This window comes from Streptomyces violaceorubidus, from assembly GCF_000717995.1.
GTDB classification, from domain to species: domain Bacteria; phylum Actinomycetota; class Actinomycetes; order Streptomycetales; family Streptomycetaceae; genus Streptomyces; species Streptomyces violaceorubidus.
Genome location: NZ_JODM01000014.1, coordinates 168934 through 184726, shown reverse-complemented (window position 1 = coordinate 184726; position 15793 = coordinate 168934). Strand labels below are relative to the sequence as shown.

At 71.6% G+C, this 15793-nt stretch carries 14 protein-coding genes; 6 read left to right on the top strand and 8 right to left on the bottom strand.

From position 1 onward, the window contains the following. Positions 1–28 precede the first annotated feature (28 nt). Positions 29–388 carry a cupin domain-containing protein gene (locus IE94_RS0118905; RefSeq protein WP_003978039.1) on the top strand — a complete coding sequence of 120 codons (360 nt, stop codon included), beginning with the start codon at positions 29–31 and terminating at the stop codon, positions 386–388. A gap of 81 nt (positions 389–469) precedes the next feature. Here the strand turns inward: IE94_RS0118905 and IE94_RS0118900 are convergent, their stop codons facing one another. The 8 genes from IE94_RS0118900 to rhaI form a co-directional block, all read right to left on the bottom strand. Continuing rightward, complete coding sequence (locus IE94_RS0118900) at positions 470–1780, bottom strand: ABC transporter permease (RefSeq protein WP_030185700.1); 1311 nt, start codon at positions 1778–1780, stop codon at positions 470–472. Positions 1781–1783: 3 nt separating this feature from the next. After that, entirely contained in the window at positions 1784–2569 is a 786-nt protein-coding gene (locus tag IE94_RS0118895; RefSeq protein WP_030185698.1) for an ABC transporter ATP-binding protein, read from the bottom strand. A 124-nt stretch (positions 2570–2693) separates the two neighbouring features. Beyond that, entirely contained in the window at positions 2694–3341 is a 648-nt protein-coding gene (locus tag IE94_RS0118890; RefSeq protein WP_030185695.1) for a LutC/YkgG family protein, read from the bottom strand. Then, complete coding sequence (locus IE94_RS0118885; RefSeq protein ID WP_030185693.1) at positions 3338–4816, bottom strand: lactate utilization protein B; 1479 nt, start codon at positions 4814–4816, stop codon at positions 3338–3340. Before IE94_RS0118885 ends, IE94_RS0118890 begins: the two co-directional genes overlap by 4 nt. After that, a complete protein-coding gene (locus tag IE94_RS0118880; RefSeq protein ID WP_030185691.1) occupies positions 4813–5568 on the bottom strand; it encodes a (Fe-S)-binding protein in 756 nt (251 codons plus the stop codon). The genes IE94_RS0118885 and IE94_RS0118880 overlap by 4 nt, the downstream gene beginning before the upstream one ends. Positions 5569–5646: 78 nt before the next feature. After that, positions 5647–7101: a rhamnulokinase gene (locus tag IE94_RS0118875; protein WP_030185689.1), complete on the bottom strand. Its 1455-nt coding sequence runs from the start codon at positions 7099–7101 to the stop codon at positions 5647–5649. Further along, positions 7098–9137: a bifunctional rhamnulose-1-phosphate aldolase/short-chain dehydrogenase gene (locus IE94_RS0118870; RefSeq protein ID WP_030185687.1), complete on the bottom strand. Its 2040-nt coding sequence runs from the start codon at positions 9135–9137 to the stop codon at positions 7098–7100. Before IE94_RS0118870 ends, IE94_RS0118875 begins: the two co-directional genes overlap by 4 nt. 118 nt (positions 9138–9255) lie before the next feature. Then, a complete protein-coding gene (rhaI, locus tag IE94_RS0118865) occupies positions 9256–10416 on the bottom strand; it encodes an L-rhamnose isomerase (RefSeq protein WP_030185684.1) in 1161 nt (386 codons plus the stop codon). Positions 10417–10693: 277 nt separating this feature from the next. On the opposite strand from rhaI, the gene IE94_RS0118860 reads away from it, so the two are divergent. Genes IE94_RS0118860 through IE94_RS0118840 form a run of 5 tightly spaced genes read left to right on the top strand, consistent with a single transcriptional unit; the run spans position 10694 to position 15734 of the window. Next, entirely contained in the window at positions 10694–12211 is a 1518-nt protein-coding gene (locus tag IE94_RS0118860) for a sugar ABC transporter ATP-binding protein (protein WP_030185682.1), read from the top strand. Then, the gene (locus IE94_RS0118855) at positions 12208–13248 is read left to right on the top strand and encodes an ABC transporter permease (RefSeq protein WP_030185681.1); all 1041 of its coding nucleotides are present in this window, start codon (positions 12208–12210) and stop codon (positions 13246–13248) included. The genes IE94_RS0118860 and IE94_RS0118855 overlap by 4 nt, the downstream gene beginning before the upstream one ends. Beyond that, positions 13241–14254 carry an ABC transporter permease gene (locus tag IE94_RS0118850; RefSeq protein ID WP_030185679.1) on the top strand — a complete coding sequence of 338 codons (1014 nt, stop codon included), beginning with the start codon at positions 13241–13243 and terminating at the stop codon, positions 14252–14254. The genes IE94_RS0118855 and IE94_RS0118850 overlap by 8 nt, the downstream gene beginning before the upstream one ends. Positions 14255–14295: 41 nt before the next feature. Then, on the top strand, positions 14296–15378 hold the full coding sequence (rhaS, locus tag IE94_RS0118845; protein WP_030185677.1) for a rhamnose ABC transporter substrate-binding protein: 1083 nt from the start codon (positions 14296–14298) through the stop codon (positions 15376–15378). Between the two features lie 35 nt (positions 15379–15413). Further along, entirely contained in the window at positions 15414–15734 is a 321-nt protein-coding gene (locus IE94_RS0118840; RefSeq protein WP_030185674.1) for an L-rhamnose mutarotase, read from the top strand. The last annotated feature ends 59 nt before the right edge of the window (positions 15735–15793 follow it).

Genomic DNA, 15793 nt, shown 5'->3' with positions numbered 1-15793 from the left:
TGGTGGGGCCAGGGAAAGGAGCAGCGTCATGCTGGAGGCAAAGACGCTCGACAAGCCGGACGAGCGGCGCGATTTCCCCCGTGGGCACATCGAGGCCGTGCACATGGAAGGACTCGACTTCGCCGTCGCCACCTTCGAACCCGGGTGGCGCTGGTCGGAGTCCGTGGCGCCGATCGCCGGCACCGACAGCTGCATGATCCACCACAACTGCTATGTGGTCGAGGGACGCATGCACGTCCGCATGGACGACGGCACCGAGAGCGAGGTGGGTCCCGGCGACGTCTTCGTCTGTTCGCCCGGCCACGACGCCTGGGTCGTCGGCGACGCCCAGTGCGTCGTGTACGACTTCGCCGGCAGCATGGCGAAGGAGTACGCCAAGGCCGACTAGCCGGACGTCCGGCAGACAGCGGAAAAAGGGGGGTGGGGGCGACCGCCGCGGCGGTCGCCCCCACCCTCTTGCCCGTGCCGCTCAGGCGGCGAGCGTCACCGCGCCCACCGCCGGGGTGCGCAGCACCCGCCGGGCCGTGCCCAGGCTCGTCCCCAGCGTCGCCGCCGCGGAGACCGCCACCATCGCGAGCCACACCCCGAGGAACTGGTCCGGCAGCACCGCGTCGGTGCGCACCACCGTGAACGGCACCACACCGGCCAGCGCGGCCACGGTGCCGAAGAAGATCCCCGTCACCGTGAGGATCACGCCCTCGGCGGCCACCACGCCCAGCACCTGCCCCGGCGTCGCCCCCGCCAGCCGCTGCTGACCGAATTCACGCGAGCGGTACGTCGTCGCCGCGTACAGCGAGTTGACCAGCATCACGCAGACGAACACCGCGATGACGCCGACCACCGTGAGGTTGAGCGTCTCCAGGTTCTTGGCGTCGACCGACTTCACCAGACCGGAGGCCCTCACCGCGTTGCTCTCCACGGCCTGCATCGTGAGCGTCGCCGTCGACACGGCGGTGAACGTGATCAACGACACGAGGATCCCGGCCAGATGCTCCGTGCGCTCGCGCAGATTGCGCACGGCCAGCCAGCCGCTCGCACCGCTCAGCGGCAACCGGTTCAGCACGCCCTTCAGCAGCCGTGGCGACAGCAGCGCGAAACCGGCCGACAGCAGGATGGCCCCGTTGGCCGGCGCCGCCATCAGCGCCTCGTCCGTCGCCGAGAACAGGAAGGTGGAGCAGGCACCCGCGGCTCCGACGGCCAGCGCCGCACAGGCCAGGAACCGCTTCGCCCGGGCCCGCTCCCGACGGCCCCGCGTCAGGCGCCGTACCGCCCGGAACGCGGCGCCCGCGGACGCCAGCAGGGTGAGGCTCACCCCGCTGAGCAGCGCGACGGGGCCGAAGGCGTAGTCCACGGACCGCGCCACCTGGCCGCTGTCCTGGAACAGGTCCAGCAGCACCCGCCCGCCGAGCGTCGCCGGGCCGACCGCCAGCGCCGAGCCCACCAGGGCCACGGCCACCGCCTCGCCGACGACCATCCGCTTGATCTGCGCCGGTGTCGCCCCCGAGCAGCGCAGCAGCTCCAGCTCGCCGGTGCGCTGCCGCACGTTGACCGTCAGCGTCGAGGCCACCGCGAAGAACACCAGCAGGGTGCCGTACCCGCCGACGACCCCCGCCGCCGTGCCCAGCGTCTCCGAGCTGACCGGGTCGACGCCGCCCTGTCCGGCGGTGTCGTGCATCGAGTTGAACGTCATGACGACCGCCGCCCCCAGGAAGGCGGACAGCAGCGTCGCCAGGGACCGCCCGGGACGGCGCCGGATCGAGCGGAGAGCCAGTACGAACATCGCTCACACCCCCGCCGGCACGTCGTCGCCCAGGTGTGCGAGGCGCTCCGCGACCGCCTCCGGGGTCGGCGCGTCCATCCGCCCCGCCAGCCGGCCGTCGGCGAGGAAGACCACCGAGTCGGCGTACGAGGCGGCGAGCGGGTCGTGCGTCACCATCACCACGGTCCGCCCGTGCACCCGCACCGCCTCCTGGAGGAGCAGCAGCACCTGCCGGGCGCTGCCCGTGTCCAGCGCTCCCGTCGGCTCGTCCGCGAAGATCACCCGCGGTTCGGTGACCAGCGCCCGCGCGATCGCCACCCGCTGCCGCTGACCGCCGGAGAGCTGGTCGGGCCGGTGTCCGAGCCGGTCCCCGAGACCGACCGACGTCAGGATCTCCCGCGCCCGCCCGCGGTCGACGCGCCGTCCGGCCAGCTTGAGCGGCAGCACCGTGTTCTGCGCGGCGGTCAGCGTCTCCAGCAGGTTGTACTGCTGGAACACGAACCCGACCCGGCCGCGCCGGAACCTGGTCAGCTCCGCCTCGCCGCCGCCCGTCAGCTCCTTGCCGTCCACGCACACGATGCCGCCGTCCGGCCGGTCGAGGCCCGCCGCGCACTGGAGCAGCGTGGACTTGCCCGAACCGGAGGGTCCCATCACCGCGGTGAACGTGCCGCGTCCCAGACTCAGCGTCACCCCGTCCAGGGCGGTCACGGCGTTCTCCGCCGAGCCGTACGTCCGGGTCACCTTGACGAGCCGGAGGGCCTCGGGGGCGGGGCCCGGGTCGTGATTGCCTCGTGCGCCGGAGCGAAACATCTCGATCACCTTCCGTGTGGCACGCCCTGTGCGGTGCCTCGTGGAAGACGTTACGGAGAGTGGTCCCGGGCCACACTGGGTGCAGAACCCGTATCGGGGGGTGTACCCAGCGACACCCGCCGCGCTACGAGTCGCCCAGCAGGACCACCTCCAGGGTGCGCGGGCCGTGCACCCCCTCGACCCGGTCCAGCTCGATGTCGCTGGTGGCGGAGGGCCCGGAGATCCACGTCAACGGCCGCACCGGGTCGAGGCGTTCCAGGGCCTCGGGCACCGACGACACGACCTGGCCGGGTACCCGCACCACGCAGATGTGGTGGTCGGGGACGAGGGTGATGCGCCGCCGCCCCTGGTCGGGGGAGCCGTCCAGGACGATCGTGCCGGTCTCCGCGACGGCGACGGCGCAAGCGGTGACCACGCTGTCGACCTCGTCGAGTTCCGGTGCCGTACTCGACGCCAGGTCCTGGACGACGGACGCCTCGACGGCCGTCAGCCACTGCGCCGGCAACCCGGGAGGTACCACCACGGTCCGCGAACCGTGCGCGGACAGGAGACGGGCCAGCAACTCGGACAGCTGCCCGTCCGCGCACCGGTGCACGAGGGCCCGGTAGTCCGCCAGGTTCTCGGCGAGGAGGTCCACCGTCTCCGGCACCGACCGCCGCCCGTGCTCGCGCAGATAGTCCCGGGCGACGGCCTCCTCGTAGGGCCCGGCGTCGTCCGGCACGTCCGCCAGCGCGCGCCGGACCCGGCCCAGGATGCGTTCCCTGCTGCTCACTTCGCTCCGCCCTTCCCACCGCGCGTGCGCTGCCACCAGTCCCGGAACGGCTCCGCGGGCACCGCCGGGAGGTCCCGGCTGCCGCTCCACGCCCGGCCGGGACCGGGCAGCGTGCGCGGATGCAGCCGACGGGTGCGCGAGGCCAGCCGCTGCCCCGTGCGCAGCGCGCCCGGGTGCGTGAACGCCCACTGCGCCGCCCGCATCGCCGCCCGCTCGGCGGCATGCCCCTTGGCGGGCTTCAGCACGACCCGGTTGCCGCCCCGGACCGCCGGCCCGCCCTGCACCACCCGCTCCCGCAGGTGCACCAGCACCTCGGGGATGTCGATGGCGACCGGGCACACCTCGTAGCAGGCCCCGCACAGCGAGGACGCGTACGGCAGGGACGCGTCGATCTCGCTGCCGGTGCCCCGCAGCTGGGGGCTGAGGATGGCGCCGATCGGGCCCGGGTACACCGAGCCGTAGGCGTGGCCGCCGGCCCGCTCGTACACCGGGCACACGTTCAGGCAGGCCGAGCAGCGGATGCAGCGCAGCGCCTGGCGGCCGACCTCGTCGGCGAGGGTGTCGGTGCGGCCGTTGTCCAGCAGGACCAGATGGAAGGCGCGCGGGCCGTCCTCGTCGGTGGTGCCGGTCCACATGGACGTGTACGGGTTCATGCGTTCGGCGGTGGAGGAGCGGGGGAGGGTCTGCAGGAACACCTCCAGGTCCTGCCACCTCGGCACGATCTTCTCGATGCCGACGACCGAGATCAGCGTCTCGGGCAGGGTGAGGCACATCCGCCCGTTGCCCTCGGACTCCACGACCACGAGGGTGCCGGTCTCGGCCACGACGAAGTTGGCGCCGGAGATGCCGACCTTGGCCCGCAGGAACTTCTCCCGCAGATGCAGCCGGGCCGCCTCCGCGAGCTCCGCGGGCGTGTCGGTCAGCCCCTCGGGCGCCGGGCGGCCCCACTCGCTCATCTCGGAGCGGAAGATGTCCCGGATCTCGCCCCGGTTGCGGTGGATGGCCGGCACCAGGATGTGCGAGGGCCGGTCCTTGCCCAACTGCACGATCAGCTCGGCGAGGTCGGTCTCGTAGGCGTGGATGCCGCGGGCCTCCAGCGCCTCGTTGAGAGCGATCTCCTGCGTCGCCATCGACTTGACCTTGACGACCTCGCTCTCGCCGGTCGCCTCGACCAGGCGGGCGACGATCTCGTTGGCCTCGTCCGCGTCGGCGGCCCAGTGCACGGTGCCGCCGGCGGCCGTGACCGCATCCTCCACCTGCACCAGATACCGGTCGAGGTGGCGCAGCGTGTGGTCCTTGATCTGCTTCCCGGCCTCGCGCAGCGCCGCCCAGTCCTCCAGTTCGGCGACCGCGCGGGCCCGCTTGTCCCGGATGGTGTGGGTGGCGTGGCGCAGGTTGCCGCGCAGCGTGGTGTTGCCCACCGCCTCCCGCGCCGCCCGCGGAAAGGCCGGCATCCCCACGAAGGTCCCGCTCATGCGGCCACCGCCTCCTCGGTGCTCGCCAGGATCTCCGCGATGTGCACCGGACGCATGCCCGTGCGCAGCCGCGTCATCGTCCCGCCGATGTGCATCAGACAGGAGTTGTCGGCCGCGCACAGCACCTCCGCGCCGGTCGACTCCGCGTTGCGCACCTTGTCGGCGCCCATCGCCGCCGACACGTCGGAGTTCTTCACGGCGAAGGTGCCGCCGAAGCCGCAGCACTCCTCCGCGCCCGGCAGCTCCACCAGCTCCAGCCCCTTCACCGCCTCCAGCAGCCGCCGCGGCCGGTCGCCCAGGCCGAGGCTCCGCAGCCCGTGGCAGGTCGGGTGGTAGGTCACCGTGTGCGGGTAGTACGCCCCCACGTCGGTCACCCCGAGCACGTCCACCAGGAACTCCGTCAGCTCGTACGTCTTCGGCACCACCGGCGCCAGTACGGCCGCGAGCGCGTCCCCGCGCCCCTCGGCGCGCGCCCGCTCACCCATCCGCGGATACAGCTCCCGCACCATCGCGCCGCAGGAGCCCGAGGGCGTCACGATCGCGTCGTAGTGCGCGAACACGTCGGCGAAGCGACGGGCCAGCGGCTCGGCCTCGTGCCGGTACCCGGTGTTGTAGTGCGCCTGTCCGCAACACGTCTGGGCCATCGGGAAGTCGACCTCGACGCCGAGTCTGGTGAGCAGTCTCACCACGGCGCGGCCGGTGTCCGGATAGAGCGTGTCGTTGACGCAGGTCAGGAACAGAGCGACACGCATCGCGGCTCCTTGTGTTCGATCATCGGATGAATGACGAGTGCAGACTAATTGGCCGATTGTGACCGGGGGAGCCCCGGTTCACCGGTCGGCGAGTCGGGCCGCGGCCGCCCGCCAGCGGGCGGTGTCGCCGCGCGGTTCGTACCGGGTCAGCGACTGGGTGCGCGCCAGCAGCCCGCGCATCCCGGCGAGGTCGCCGACCAGGCCGTGGGCGCGGGCCTGCACGAGCACGTTGCCGAGCGCGGCGGCCTCCGTCGGCCCGGCCACCACCGGCAGTCCGCAGGCGTCGGCGGTCAGCTGGCACAGCAGCCCGTTGCGGGTGCCGCCGCCGACCACGTGCACGACGTCGACCGGGTGCCCGGCGAGCCGCTGCGCCTGTTCGACGGCCGCGCGGTGGGCCAGCGCCAGCGAGTCGAGGATGCACCGGGTCACCTCGGCGGGCGTCGCGGGCACCGGCTGACCCGAGGCGCGGCACGCCTCGGCGATCCGCTCGGGCATCCGCCCCGGCGCCAGGAACGCGGCGTCACCCGCGTCCACCACCGACCGCAGCGCCGGCACCCCGGACGCCTCCCGCAGCAGCTCGCCCAGATCCGGGTCGCCCCAGGCCCGCACGCACTCCTGGAGCAGCCACAGACCCATGATGTTGCGCAGGTAGCGGACGGTGCCGTCCAGACCGAGTTCGTTGGTGAAGTTGGCGGCCCGGCTCTCCTTTGACAGCACCGGGGCGGCCAGTTCGAGACCGGCCAGCGACCAGGTGCCGGTGCAGATGTAGGCGAAGCGCTCACCCGAGGCCGGCACGGCGGCCACCGCGGAGGCGGTGTCGTGCGAACCGACCGCCGTCACCGGTACGGGCCCCGCGAGGCCCGTCTCCTCCAGCACCTGAGGCAGCAGCAGCCCCGCCGCGTCACCGGGGCGGCGCAGCGGCGCGAACAGGCCGAGGTCGATCCCCAGCCGGTCCGCGACCTGTCGCGACCAGTCCCGGGTGCGCGGGTCGATCAGCTGGGTGGTGGAGGCGTTGGTCAGCTCCGTGCCCTGCTCGCCGGTCAGCCAGTAGGTGAGCAGGTCGGGGATCAGCAGCAGCCGCCGGGCCGCCGCGAACTGGGCCGTGCCCCGGGCGGCGACGAGCTGGTACAGGGTGTTGAAGGGCGCGTACTGCAGACCGGTCGCCGCGTACAGCTCCCCCGCGGGCAGCGAGGCCCACACCTGCTCCGCGACGCCCTCGGTGCGGGTGTCGCGGTAGTGCACGGGGTTGCCGAGCAGCACGCCGTCCGCGTCCAGCAGACCGTGGTCGACCGCCCAGGAGTCGACGCCCACCGAGTCCACCTGCCCCGCCGCGCGCAGACCGTCCAGCACACCGGCGTACAGGGCCAGGATGTCCCAGCGCAGCCCGTCGGGCGTACGGACCGGGCGGTTCTTGAAGCGGTGCGCCTCGGTCAGCTCCAGCCGGTCGGGGCCCACGCGGCCGACCATGACGCGCCCGCTGGACGCGCCGAGGTCGACCGCGGCGTACGCCCCGGTGTCGATGGCGGGGCTCATCGCAGGAACGCGGCGGCGACGCCGGCGTCGACCGGGACGTGCAGGCCGGTGGTGTGGGTCAGGTCGCCGCCGGTCAGCGCGAACACGGCGTTCGCCACGTGCTCGGGCAGCACCTCGCGCTTGAGCAGCGTGCGCTGCGCGTAGAACTCGCCCAGCTTCTCCTCCGGCACCCCGTACACCGCGGCGCGCTGGGCACCCCAGCCGCCCGCGAAGATGCCCGAACCCCGCACCACGCCGTCGGGGTTGACGCCGTTGACCCGGATGCCGTGCTCGCCCAGCTCGGCGGCGAGCAGGCGCACCTGGTGGGCCTGGTCGGCCTTGGTGGCGGAGTAGGCGATGTTGTTGGGGCCGGCGAACACGGCGTTCTTCGACGCGATGTAGACGATGTCGCCGCCCAGCTCCTGCGCGGTCATCACCCGGGCGGCCTCGCGCGAGACGAGGAAGGAACCGCGGGCCATGATGTCGTGCTGGAGGTCCCAGTCCTTCGCCGACGTCTCCAGCAGCGGCTTGGAGATGGAGATCCCCGCGTTGTTGACCACCAGGTCGACCCCGCCGAAGGCGAGCACGGCGGTCCGGAACGCGTCGGCGATCTGCTCCTCGGAGGTGACGTCGACCCGCACGGCGACGGCCTTGTCGTCCCCGCCCAGCTCCTCGGCGACCTCGGCCGCGTTCTCCGCGTTCAGGTCGGCCACGACCACACAGGCGCCCTCGTCGACCAGCCGCCGCGCGATCGCCCTGCCGATCCCGCTGCCCGCTCCCGTCACCAGGGCGACCCGGGTGGCGAGCGGCTTGGGCTTCGGCATCCGCTGGAGCTTGGCCTCCTCCAGCGCCCAGTACTCGATGCGGAACTTCTCCGACTCCTCGATCGGCGCGTACGACGAGACCGCCTCGGCACCGCGCATCACGTTGATGGCGTTGACGTAGAACTCGCCGGCCACCCGGGCCGTCTGCTTGTCCTTGCCGAAGCTGAACATGCCCACGCCCGGCACCAGTACGATCGCCGGGTCGGCACCGCGCATGGCGGGGGAGTCGGGCTCGGCGTGCCGCCGGTAGTAGGCGGCGTACTCCTCGCGGTAGGCCGCGTGCAGCTCCTTGAGCCGGGCGACCGCCTCGTCCAGCGGCGCGGTGGGCGCCAGATCCAGGACGAGCGGCCGGACCTTGGTGCGCAGGAAGTGGTCCGGGCAGGAGGTGCCGAGCGCGGCGAGCCGCGGGTGCTCGGCGCGGGCGAGGAAGTCCAGCACCACGTCCGCGTCGGTGAAGTGCCCGACCTGCGGCCGGTCCTGCGAGGCCAGCCCCCGGACGTAGGGCGCCAGCGCCGCCGCCCGCTCCCGGCGCTCGGCCTCGGGCAGGGCCTCGTAGCCGTCGATCACGGCGCCGAAGGGCTCGGCCCTGCCCCGCTCGGCGAGGAAGGCCTCGGCGGTGCGGATGATGTGCAGCGAGTTGCGCTCGCACTCCTCGGAGGTGTCGCCCCAGGCGGTGATGCCGTGCCCGCCGAGCACACACCCGATGGCCTGCGGGTTGGCCTCCTTCACCGCCGCGATGTCCAGTCCCAGCTGGAAACCGGGCCGCCGCCACGGCACCCACACCACGGTGTCGCCGAAGCACTCGGCGGTCAGCTTCTCGCCGTCCGCCGCGCAGGCCAGCGCGATCCCGGAGTCGGGGTGCAGATGGTCGACGTGCGCCGCCTCGACCAGCCCGTGCATCGCCGTGTCGATCGAGGGCGCGGCACCGCCCTTGCCGTGCAGGCAGTAGTCGAAGGCGGCGACCATCTCGTCCTCGCGCTCGACGCCCGGGTAGACGTCCTTGAGCGCCCGCATCCGGTCCAGCCGCAGTACCGCCAGCCCCGCCTCGGTGAGCGTCCCGAGGTCCCCGCCGGACCCCTTGACCCACATCAGCTCCACATCACCCCCGGTGACGGGATCGGTCTCGGTGCCCTTGGCGGACGCGTTGCCGCCGGCGTAGTTGGTGTTGCGCGGATCGGCGCCGAGCCGATGGGAACGGGCGAGGAGGGCGGAGGCTGAGGGGTGCGTACCCATGTCTGGCAGTCCTTTTCAACGAGGGGCGGGGAGCAGCGCCCCGGCAAGGGGCGCGGGGAACTGCGCGACCGGCCATGTACGGCCCGCAGTCCGCGAACAACGAAAACCCGGCAGACTCCTACGCCCCCCACCCGGCCTGCTCGCCACCCACCCGCTCGGCGACGACCTTCTCGCCCCAACCGGACGCCCGGTATGCCTTCATGGGATCGGGGTCCAGCCCCGACTCCTCCCGCACCTCCCGCAACAGCGGACGCACATCCGTGTTGTACGCGTCCATCAGCACCGCGTTGGCCTCCAGCACATCCCCCGCGGCCTGCGCCTCGGCCAGGGCCGAGCCGTCGACCAGCAGCGCCTTCGCCGTCGCCTCCTGCACGTTCATCACCGACCGGATGATCGCCGGGATCTTCGCCTCGATGTTGTGGCACTGGTCGAGCATGAACGCCACGTCGGAGGTGAACCCGCCGCCGCGCACCACCTCGTACATGATGCGGAACAGCTGGAACGGGTCGGCCGCCCCGACCATCAGGTCGTCGTCCGCGTAGAAGCGCGAGTTGAAGTCGAACCCGCCGAGCTTCCCCTCCCGCAGCAGCGTCGCCACGATGAACTCGATGTTCGTGCCCGGCGCGTGGTGCCCGGTGTCGACCACGACCTGCGCCTTCTCGCCCAGCTTCAGGCAGTGCGCGTACGCCGTGCCCCAGTCCGGCACGTCCGTCGTGTAGAACGCCGGCTCGAAGAGCTTGTACTCCAGCAGCATCCGCTGCCCCTCACCGAGCCGCTCGTACACCTCCGCCAGACCCTCGGCCAGGCGGTCCTGCCGGGAGCGGATGTCGTCCTGGCCCGGGTAGTTGGTGCCGTCGGCGAACCACAGCTTCAGGTCGCGCGACCCGGTGGCGTCCATGATGTCGACGCACTCCAGCAGGTGGTCGACGGCCTTCCTGCGCACCGTCGCGTCCGGGTGGCAGATGCTGCCCAGCTTGTAGTCGTCGTCCTGGAAGGTGTTGGAGTTGATCGCGCCGATCCGTACGCCCCGCTTCTCGGCGTGCGCGGCCAGCGCGGCGTAGTCCTCGACCCTGTCCCAGGGGATGTGCAGGGCCACGGTCGGAGCCGCACCGGTGAACTCGTGCACCTTCGCCGCGTCGTCCAGTTTCTCGAAGGGATCGCGCGGGACACCGGCCTGGGCGAACACCTTGAAGCGGGTGCCCGAGTTGCCGTACGCCCACGACGGCGTCTCGACGGCCTGGGTCTTGAGCGCGGCCTTCACCGCGGCGAGCTCGGTCACTTCGGGGCTCCTGTGGCATCGGGTCGTGGTCCGCTGTGCGCACGACCGTGGATGAAACGATTCAGAACGCGAAGTTATGAGTCCCTCGAAGGAGTGTCAACCCTTCTCGCCGCTCCAGATGGCCGTGACTCGGTCGTGACCTTCGGAGATCGGAAATTTTTCGACCCAGAACCATTGACGTGACATACCCTCGCTGCCTAACGTCCCCGGCAACCTAGTTGAAACCTTTCACGACGCCGTGGGGGCCGTCCCACCCGGTGTCGTCGAGGAGCCCCCAATGACCCACCCGTCCGACACGGGTACGGCCCCGGTTCTGGCGCTCAGGGACGTCTCCAAGTCCTTCGGCGCGGTCCGTGCGCTACGGGACGTCTCCCTGGAGCTGTTCCCCGGCGAGGTGCACGCCCTCGCCGGAGAGAACGGCGCCGGAAAGTCGACCCTCATCAAGACGCTGGCCGGAGTGCACCGGCCGGACGCCGGCCAGGTGCTGCTCGACGGCACTCCGGTCGTGTTCCACGGCCCCGGCGACGCCCGCGACGCCGGCATCGCCGTGATCTACCAGGAGCCCACCCTCTTCCCCGACCTGTCGATCGCCGAGAACATCTTCATGGGCCGCCAGCCTCGGCGCGCCCTCGGCCGCATCGACCACAAGGCGACCCACGACGCCACCGCCCAGCTGATGCGGCGCCTCGGGGTCGAACTCGACCCCGACCGTCCCGCGCGCGGCCTGTCCATCGCGGACCAGCAGATCGTCGAGATCGCCAAGGCGCTCTCCTTCGACGCCCGCGTCCTGATCATGGACGAGCCGACCGCCGCCCTCACCGGCAGCGAGGTGGCCCGGCTCTTCGGCGTGGTGCGCACCCTGCGCGAACAGGGCGCCGCGGTGCTGTTCATCTCCCACCGCCTGGAGGAGATCTTCCACATCTGCAAGCGGGTCACCACCCTGCGCGACGGTGCCTGGATCGCCAGCGAGCCCCTGGAGGGCATGACCGAGGACGACCTGGTGCGCCGCATGGTGGGCCGCGACCTCGACGAGCTGTACCCCAAGCAGGAGGTCACGCCCGGCGAGACCGCTCTCAGTGTGCGCAGGCTGACCCGCGAGGGCGTCTTCACCGACGTCTCCTTCGAGGTGCGGCGCGGTGAGATCGTCGCGCTCGCGGGACTGGTCGGTGCCGGACGCACCGAGGTCGCCCGCGCCGTCTTCGGCGTCGACCGCTGGGACGCCGGGGAGGTCGAGGTCGACGGCAAGCCGCTCGTCAACGGCGCCCCCTCCAGCGCGATGGCCGCCGGCCTCGCGCTGGTCCCGGAGGACCGCCGCGCCCAGGGGCTCGTGATGGACATGTCCATCGAGCGCAACATCGGCCTCACCGGCCTGCGGACCACCGTGAAGGCCGGTCTCGTGGACCGCGGCGCCGAACGCAGCCGCTCCCTCGACTGGGCGGTCAAGCTCCAGGTCAAGTACGCCCGCATCGCCGACACCGTCGCCACCCTGTCCGGCGGCAACCAGCAGAAGGTCGTCCTGGCCAAGTGGCTGGCCACCGGCCCCAAGGTGCTGATCGTCGACGAACCCACCCGCGGCATCGACGTCGGCACCAAGGCCGAGGTACACCGGCTGCTGAGCCAGCTCGCCGCCGACGGCGTGGCCGTCCTGATGATCTCCTCCGACCTGCCCGAGGTCCTCGGCATGGCCGACCGCGTCCTGGTGATGCACGAGGGGCGTCTGACCGCCGAGATATCCCGCACCGACGCCACCGAGGAGACCGTGATGGCCGCAGCCACGGGGAGGGCCGCCGCATGACGGTCACCGCACCCGACCAGGCCCCCGTGGCCGACGCGCCCAAGGCCGGCGCCACCCGGCTGGTGGACCGCATCTTCAAGATGCGCGAACTGGCCATCCTGCTGGTCTTCCTGGTGATGATCGCCATCACCCAGGCCGGCAACAGCGAGTTCCTGTCCGAACAGGGCATCAAGGACCTGCTGCTGAACGCGACCATCCTGGTCCTGGTCGCCACCGGGCAGTCCCTGGTCGTGATCACCCGCAACGTCGACCTGTCCGTCGGTTCCACCCTCGGCATCAGCGCCTTCGCCGCCGGCACCTACCTCCAGGGCGGCGGCAACCCCGTCGTGGCCGTGCTGCTCGCGGTGCTGCTGGGCATCGGCTTCGGCCTCCTCAACGGCCTGCTGGTCAGTCTCGGCCAGGTGCCCGCGCTGGTCGTCACCCTGGGCACCCTGTACATCATCCGGGGCATCGACTCGATCTGGGTCGGCTCCCGGCAGATCACCGCGGCCGACCTGCCCGGCGGCTTCGTCGACTTCGGCTCCGGCGGCATCTCCGCCGTGCCGTGGCTGGCACTGATCGCCCTCGTGGTGCTCGTCGCCACGGCGTACTACCTCAAGCAGTTCGGCAGCGGACGCGAGCTGTACGCGCTCGGCTCCAACCCCGAGGCGGCCCGGCTGGCCGGCATCCCCGTCCGCAAGCGGATCCTCGCCGCCTACACCTTCTGCGGCGCCCTCGCCGGACTGGCCGGCGCCCTCTACCTCGCCCGGTTCGGCAACGTCGACTCCGGCACCGGCAACGGCTACGAACTGACCGTCGTCAGCGCGGTGGTGGTCGGCGGTGTGGTCTTCACCGGCGGCTCCGGCAGCGTCTACGGCGCCGCCCTCGGCGCACTGCTGCTGACCTCGATCAACAGCGTGCTGCCCGCCCTCGGCGTCAACTCCGTGTGGGTGCTGGCCATCAACGGCATCCTGCTCATCCTCGCCATCGCCGTCGACCGGATCGTCGCGCTGCGCGTGGCCAACGCCCTGAAGAAGAGGAACGCCCGCCATGGCTGACAGTCCCCTGACGCGCGCCGTCCGCTGGGACACCGTCGTCGGCGCCCTCCTCGTGGTCGTCCTGCTGCTCTCCTTCGGCTTCGTCGACGGGTTCGGCAACTCCCTCAACCTGTCCTTCCTGATCGGCAACACCCTGCCGATCGCGCTCATCGCCCTGCCCATGACGCTGCTGGTCGTCTCCGGCGAGATCGACCTGTCGGTCGCCTCCACCGCGGGACTGTCCGGCGCGGTGATGGGCGCCCTGTGGAACCAGGGCATGACCATCGAGGCGATCATCCCGATCTGCCTGCTGCTCGGCGTGGCCTGCGGCCTGTTCAACGGCCTGCTGGTCACCCGGCTCGGGCTGCCCTCCCTCGCCGTCACCATCGGCACGCTGGCCGCCTACCGGGGCATCGCGCAGATCGTGCTCGGCTCCGACGCGGTGACCGACTTCCCCTCGCAGTACCTGGACTTCGCGGCCGGACGCTTCGACGGCACCTTCGTTCCGTACGCCTTCGTGCCCTTCCTCGTCCTGCTGGTCGTCGCCGTCGTCGCCCTGCACGCCATGCCGTTCGGCCGGTCCCTGTTCGCCATCGGCGCCAGCGAGGAGGCCGCGCGCTTCGCCGGCATCCGGGTCAAGCGGCAGAAGCTGATCCTGTTCACCCTGACCGGCCTGATGTCCTCCCTCACCGGTGTCTTCTGGGCCCTGCACTACGCCAGCGCCCGCTACGACAACGCCACCGGCCTCGAACTGTCCGTCGTCGCGGCCGTGCTCCTCGGCGGCATCGACTTCGACGGCGGCAAGGGCACGCTGGGCGGGGCGATCGCGGGCGTCTTCCTGCTCGGGGCGCTGCAGAACGTGATGAGCCTCCAGGACGTCTCCGCCCAGTCGCAGATCGTCGTCACCGGCGTCCTGCTCGTCCTCTCCGTGCTCGGCCCCCGGGTCGCACGGCAGATCTCCCTCGCGAGGGCCGGACGCAGGGTGGCGGCGCCGCCCCCGTCCAAGACGCCCGCGCCCACCCCCTGACCCTGTTCCCGGCCCTGTCCCACCCTCATAAGGAACCCACCATGCGCAAGTCGTCCATCCGCCGCACCTGCGCGGCCCTCGCCGCCGTCACCACCCTCGCCCTGGCCGCCACCGCCTGCGGCGGCACCACGAAGGAGGACGTCAAGGACGAGGGCGGCAAGGCCGCCGCGGCGGGCAAGGCCGACCCGAACGCGGCGACGAAGAAGGGACTGACCGTCGGCTTCCTGCCCAAGCAGGTCAACAACCCCTACTTCACCGTCGCCGACAAGGGCGGCGAGAAGGCCGTCAAGGAGCTGGGCTCCAGCTACAAGGAGGTCGGCACCTCCAGCGGCACCGACACCGCCGGCCAGGTCTCCTACGTCAACACGCTCACCCAGCAGCAGGTCGACGCCATCGCCGTCTCCGCGCAGGACCCGGGCGCCCTGTGCACCGCCCTCAAGCAGGCGATGAAGAACGACATCAAGGTCGTCACCTACGACTCGGACACCAACCCCGAGTGCCGCAACGCCTTCATCTCCCAGGCGTCCGCCGACGACATCGGCCGTACCCAGGTGCAGCAGCTGGCCGAGCAGATCGGCAACAAGGGCGAGATCGCGATCCTGTCCGCCGCGCAGACGGCGACGAACCAGAACGCCTGGATCGAGATCATGAAGGACGAGCTGAAGGACCCGAAGTACAAGGACATCAAGCTGGTCAAGGTCGCCTACGGCGACGACGACGCCCAGAAGTCCTTCCAGCAGACCCAGGGCCTGCTCCAGGAGCACCCGAACCTGAAGGGGATCATCTCCCCGACCACCGTCGGCATCAAGGCCGCCGCCCAGTACCTGTCCGGCTCCAAGTACAAGGGCAAGGTCAAGCTGACCGGCCTCGGCACCCCCAACGACATGCGCAAGTACGTCAAGAACGGCACCGTCGAGGCGTTCGAGCTGTGGGACCCGGCCAAGCTCGGCGAGCTGGCCGCGCGCACCGCCGTCGCCCTGTCCTCCGGGCAGATCACCGGCAAGGAGGGCGAGACCTTCAAGGCGGGCGCCATGGGCGAGTACACCATCGGCAAGGACGGGGTCATCAACCTCGGCAAGCCGACCGTGTTCACCGCCGACAACGTCGACCAGTTCAACTTCTAGTCGCCACCCAGCACCAGTCACGGGAGCGGTACTTCATGCAGCGCGTCTGTTTCCTGCTCAAGGTCCGCCAGGACCGCATCGCGGAGTACCGCGAACGCCACGCCGCCGTGTGGCCGGAGATGTGCGAGGCACTCTCCGCCACCGGCTGGCACAACTACTCGCTCTTCCTGCGTGACGACGGCCTGCTCGTCGGCTACCTGGAGACCGAGGACTTCGCCGCCGCCCAGGCCGGCATGGAGGCCACCGAGGTCAACGCCCGGTGGCAGGCGGAGATGGGCCCGCTGTTCGAGTCCCTCGACGGGGCCCGCCCCGACGAGGCGATGAAGCCCCTCACCGAGGTGTTCCACCTCGCCTGACGGGGCCCCCACCGGGGCGGCCCGGGTACTGTGTCAAGGTCCCGCGGCCGCCCCACCCA

Bases quoted from the DNA above. Each gene is read 5' to 3' on its own strand.
- IE94_RS0118840 (WP_030185674.1), top strand. From the start codon at position 15,414: ATGCAGCGCGTCTGTTTCCTGCTCAAGGTCCGCCAGGACCGCATCGCG.
- IE94_RS0118885 (WP_030185693.1), bottom strand. From the start codon at position 4,816: ATGAGCGGGACCTTCGTGGGGATGCCGGCCTTTCCGCGGGCGGCGCGG.
- IE94_RS0118900 (WP_030185700.1), bottom strand. From the start codon at position 1,780: ATGTTCGTACTGGCTCTCCGCTCGATCCGGCGCCGTCCCGGGCGGTCC.
- IE94_RS0118875 (WP_030185689.1), bottom strand. From the start codon at position 7,101: ATGAGCCCCGCCATCGACACCGGGGCGTACGCCGCGGTCGACCTCGGC.
- IE94_RS0118895 (WP_030185698.1), bottom strand. From the start codon at position 2,569: ATGTTTCGCTCCGGCGCACGAGGCAATCACGACCCGGGCCCCGCCCCC.
- IE94_RS0118855 (WP_030185681.1), top strand. From the start codon at position 12,208: ATGACGGTCACCGCACCCGACCAGGCCCCCGTGGCCGACGCGCCCAAG.
- IE94_RS0118850 (WP_030185679.1), top strand. From the start codon at position 13,241: ATGGCTGACAGTCCCCTGACGCGCGCCGTCCGCTGGGACACCGTCGTC.
- IE94_RS0118880 (WP_030185691.1), bottom strand. From the start codon at position 5,568: ATGCGTGTCGCTCTGTTCCTGACCTGCGTCAACGACACGCTCTATCCG.
- IE94_RS0118905 (WP_003978039.1), top strand. From the start codon at position 29: ATGCTGGAGGCAAAGACGCTCGACAAGCCGGACGAGCGGCGCGATTTC.
- IE94_RS0118870 (WP_030185687.1), bottom strand. From the start codon at position 9,137: ATGGGTACGCACCCCTCAGCCTCCGCCCTCCTCGCCCGTTCCCATCGG.
- rhaS (WP_030185677.1), top strand. From the start codon at position 14,296: ATGCGCAAGTCGTCCATCCGCCGCACCTGCGCGGCCCTCGCCGCCGTC.
- IE94_RS0118860 (WP_030185682.1), top strand. From the start codon at position 10,694: ATGACCCACCCGTCCGACACGGGTACGGCCCCGGTTCTGGCGCTCAGG.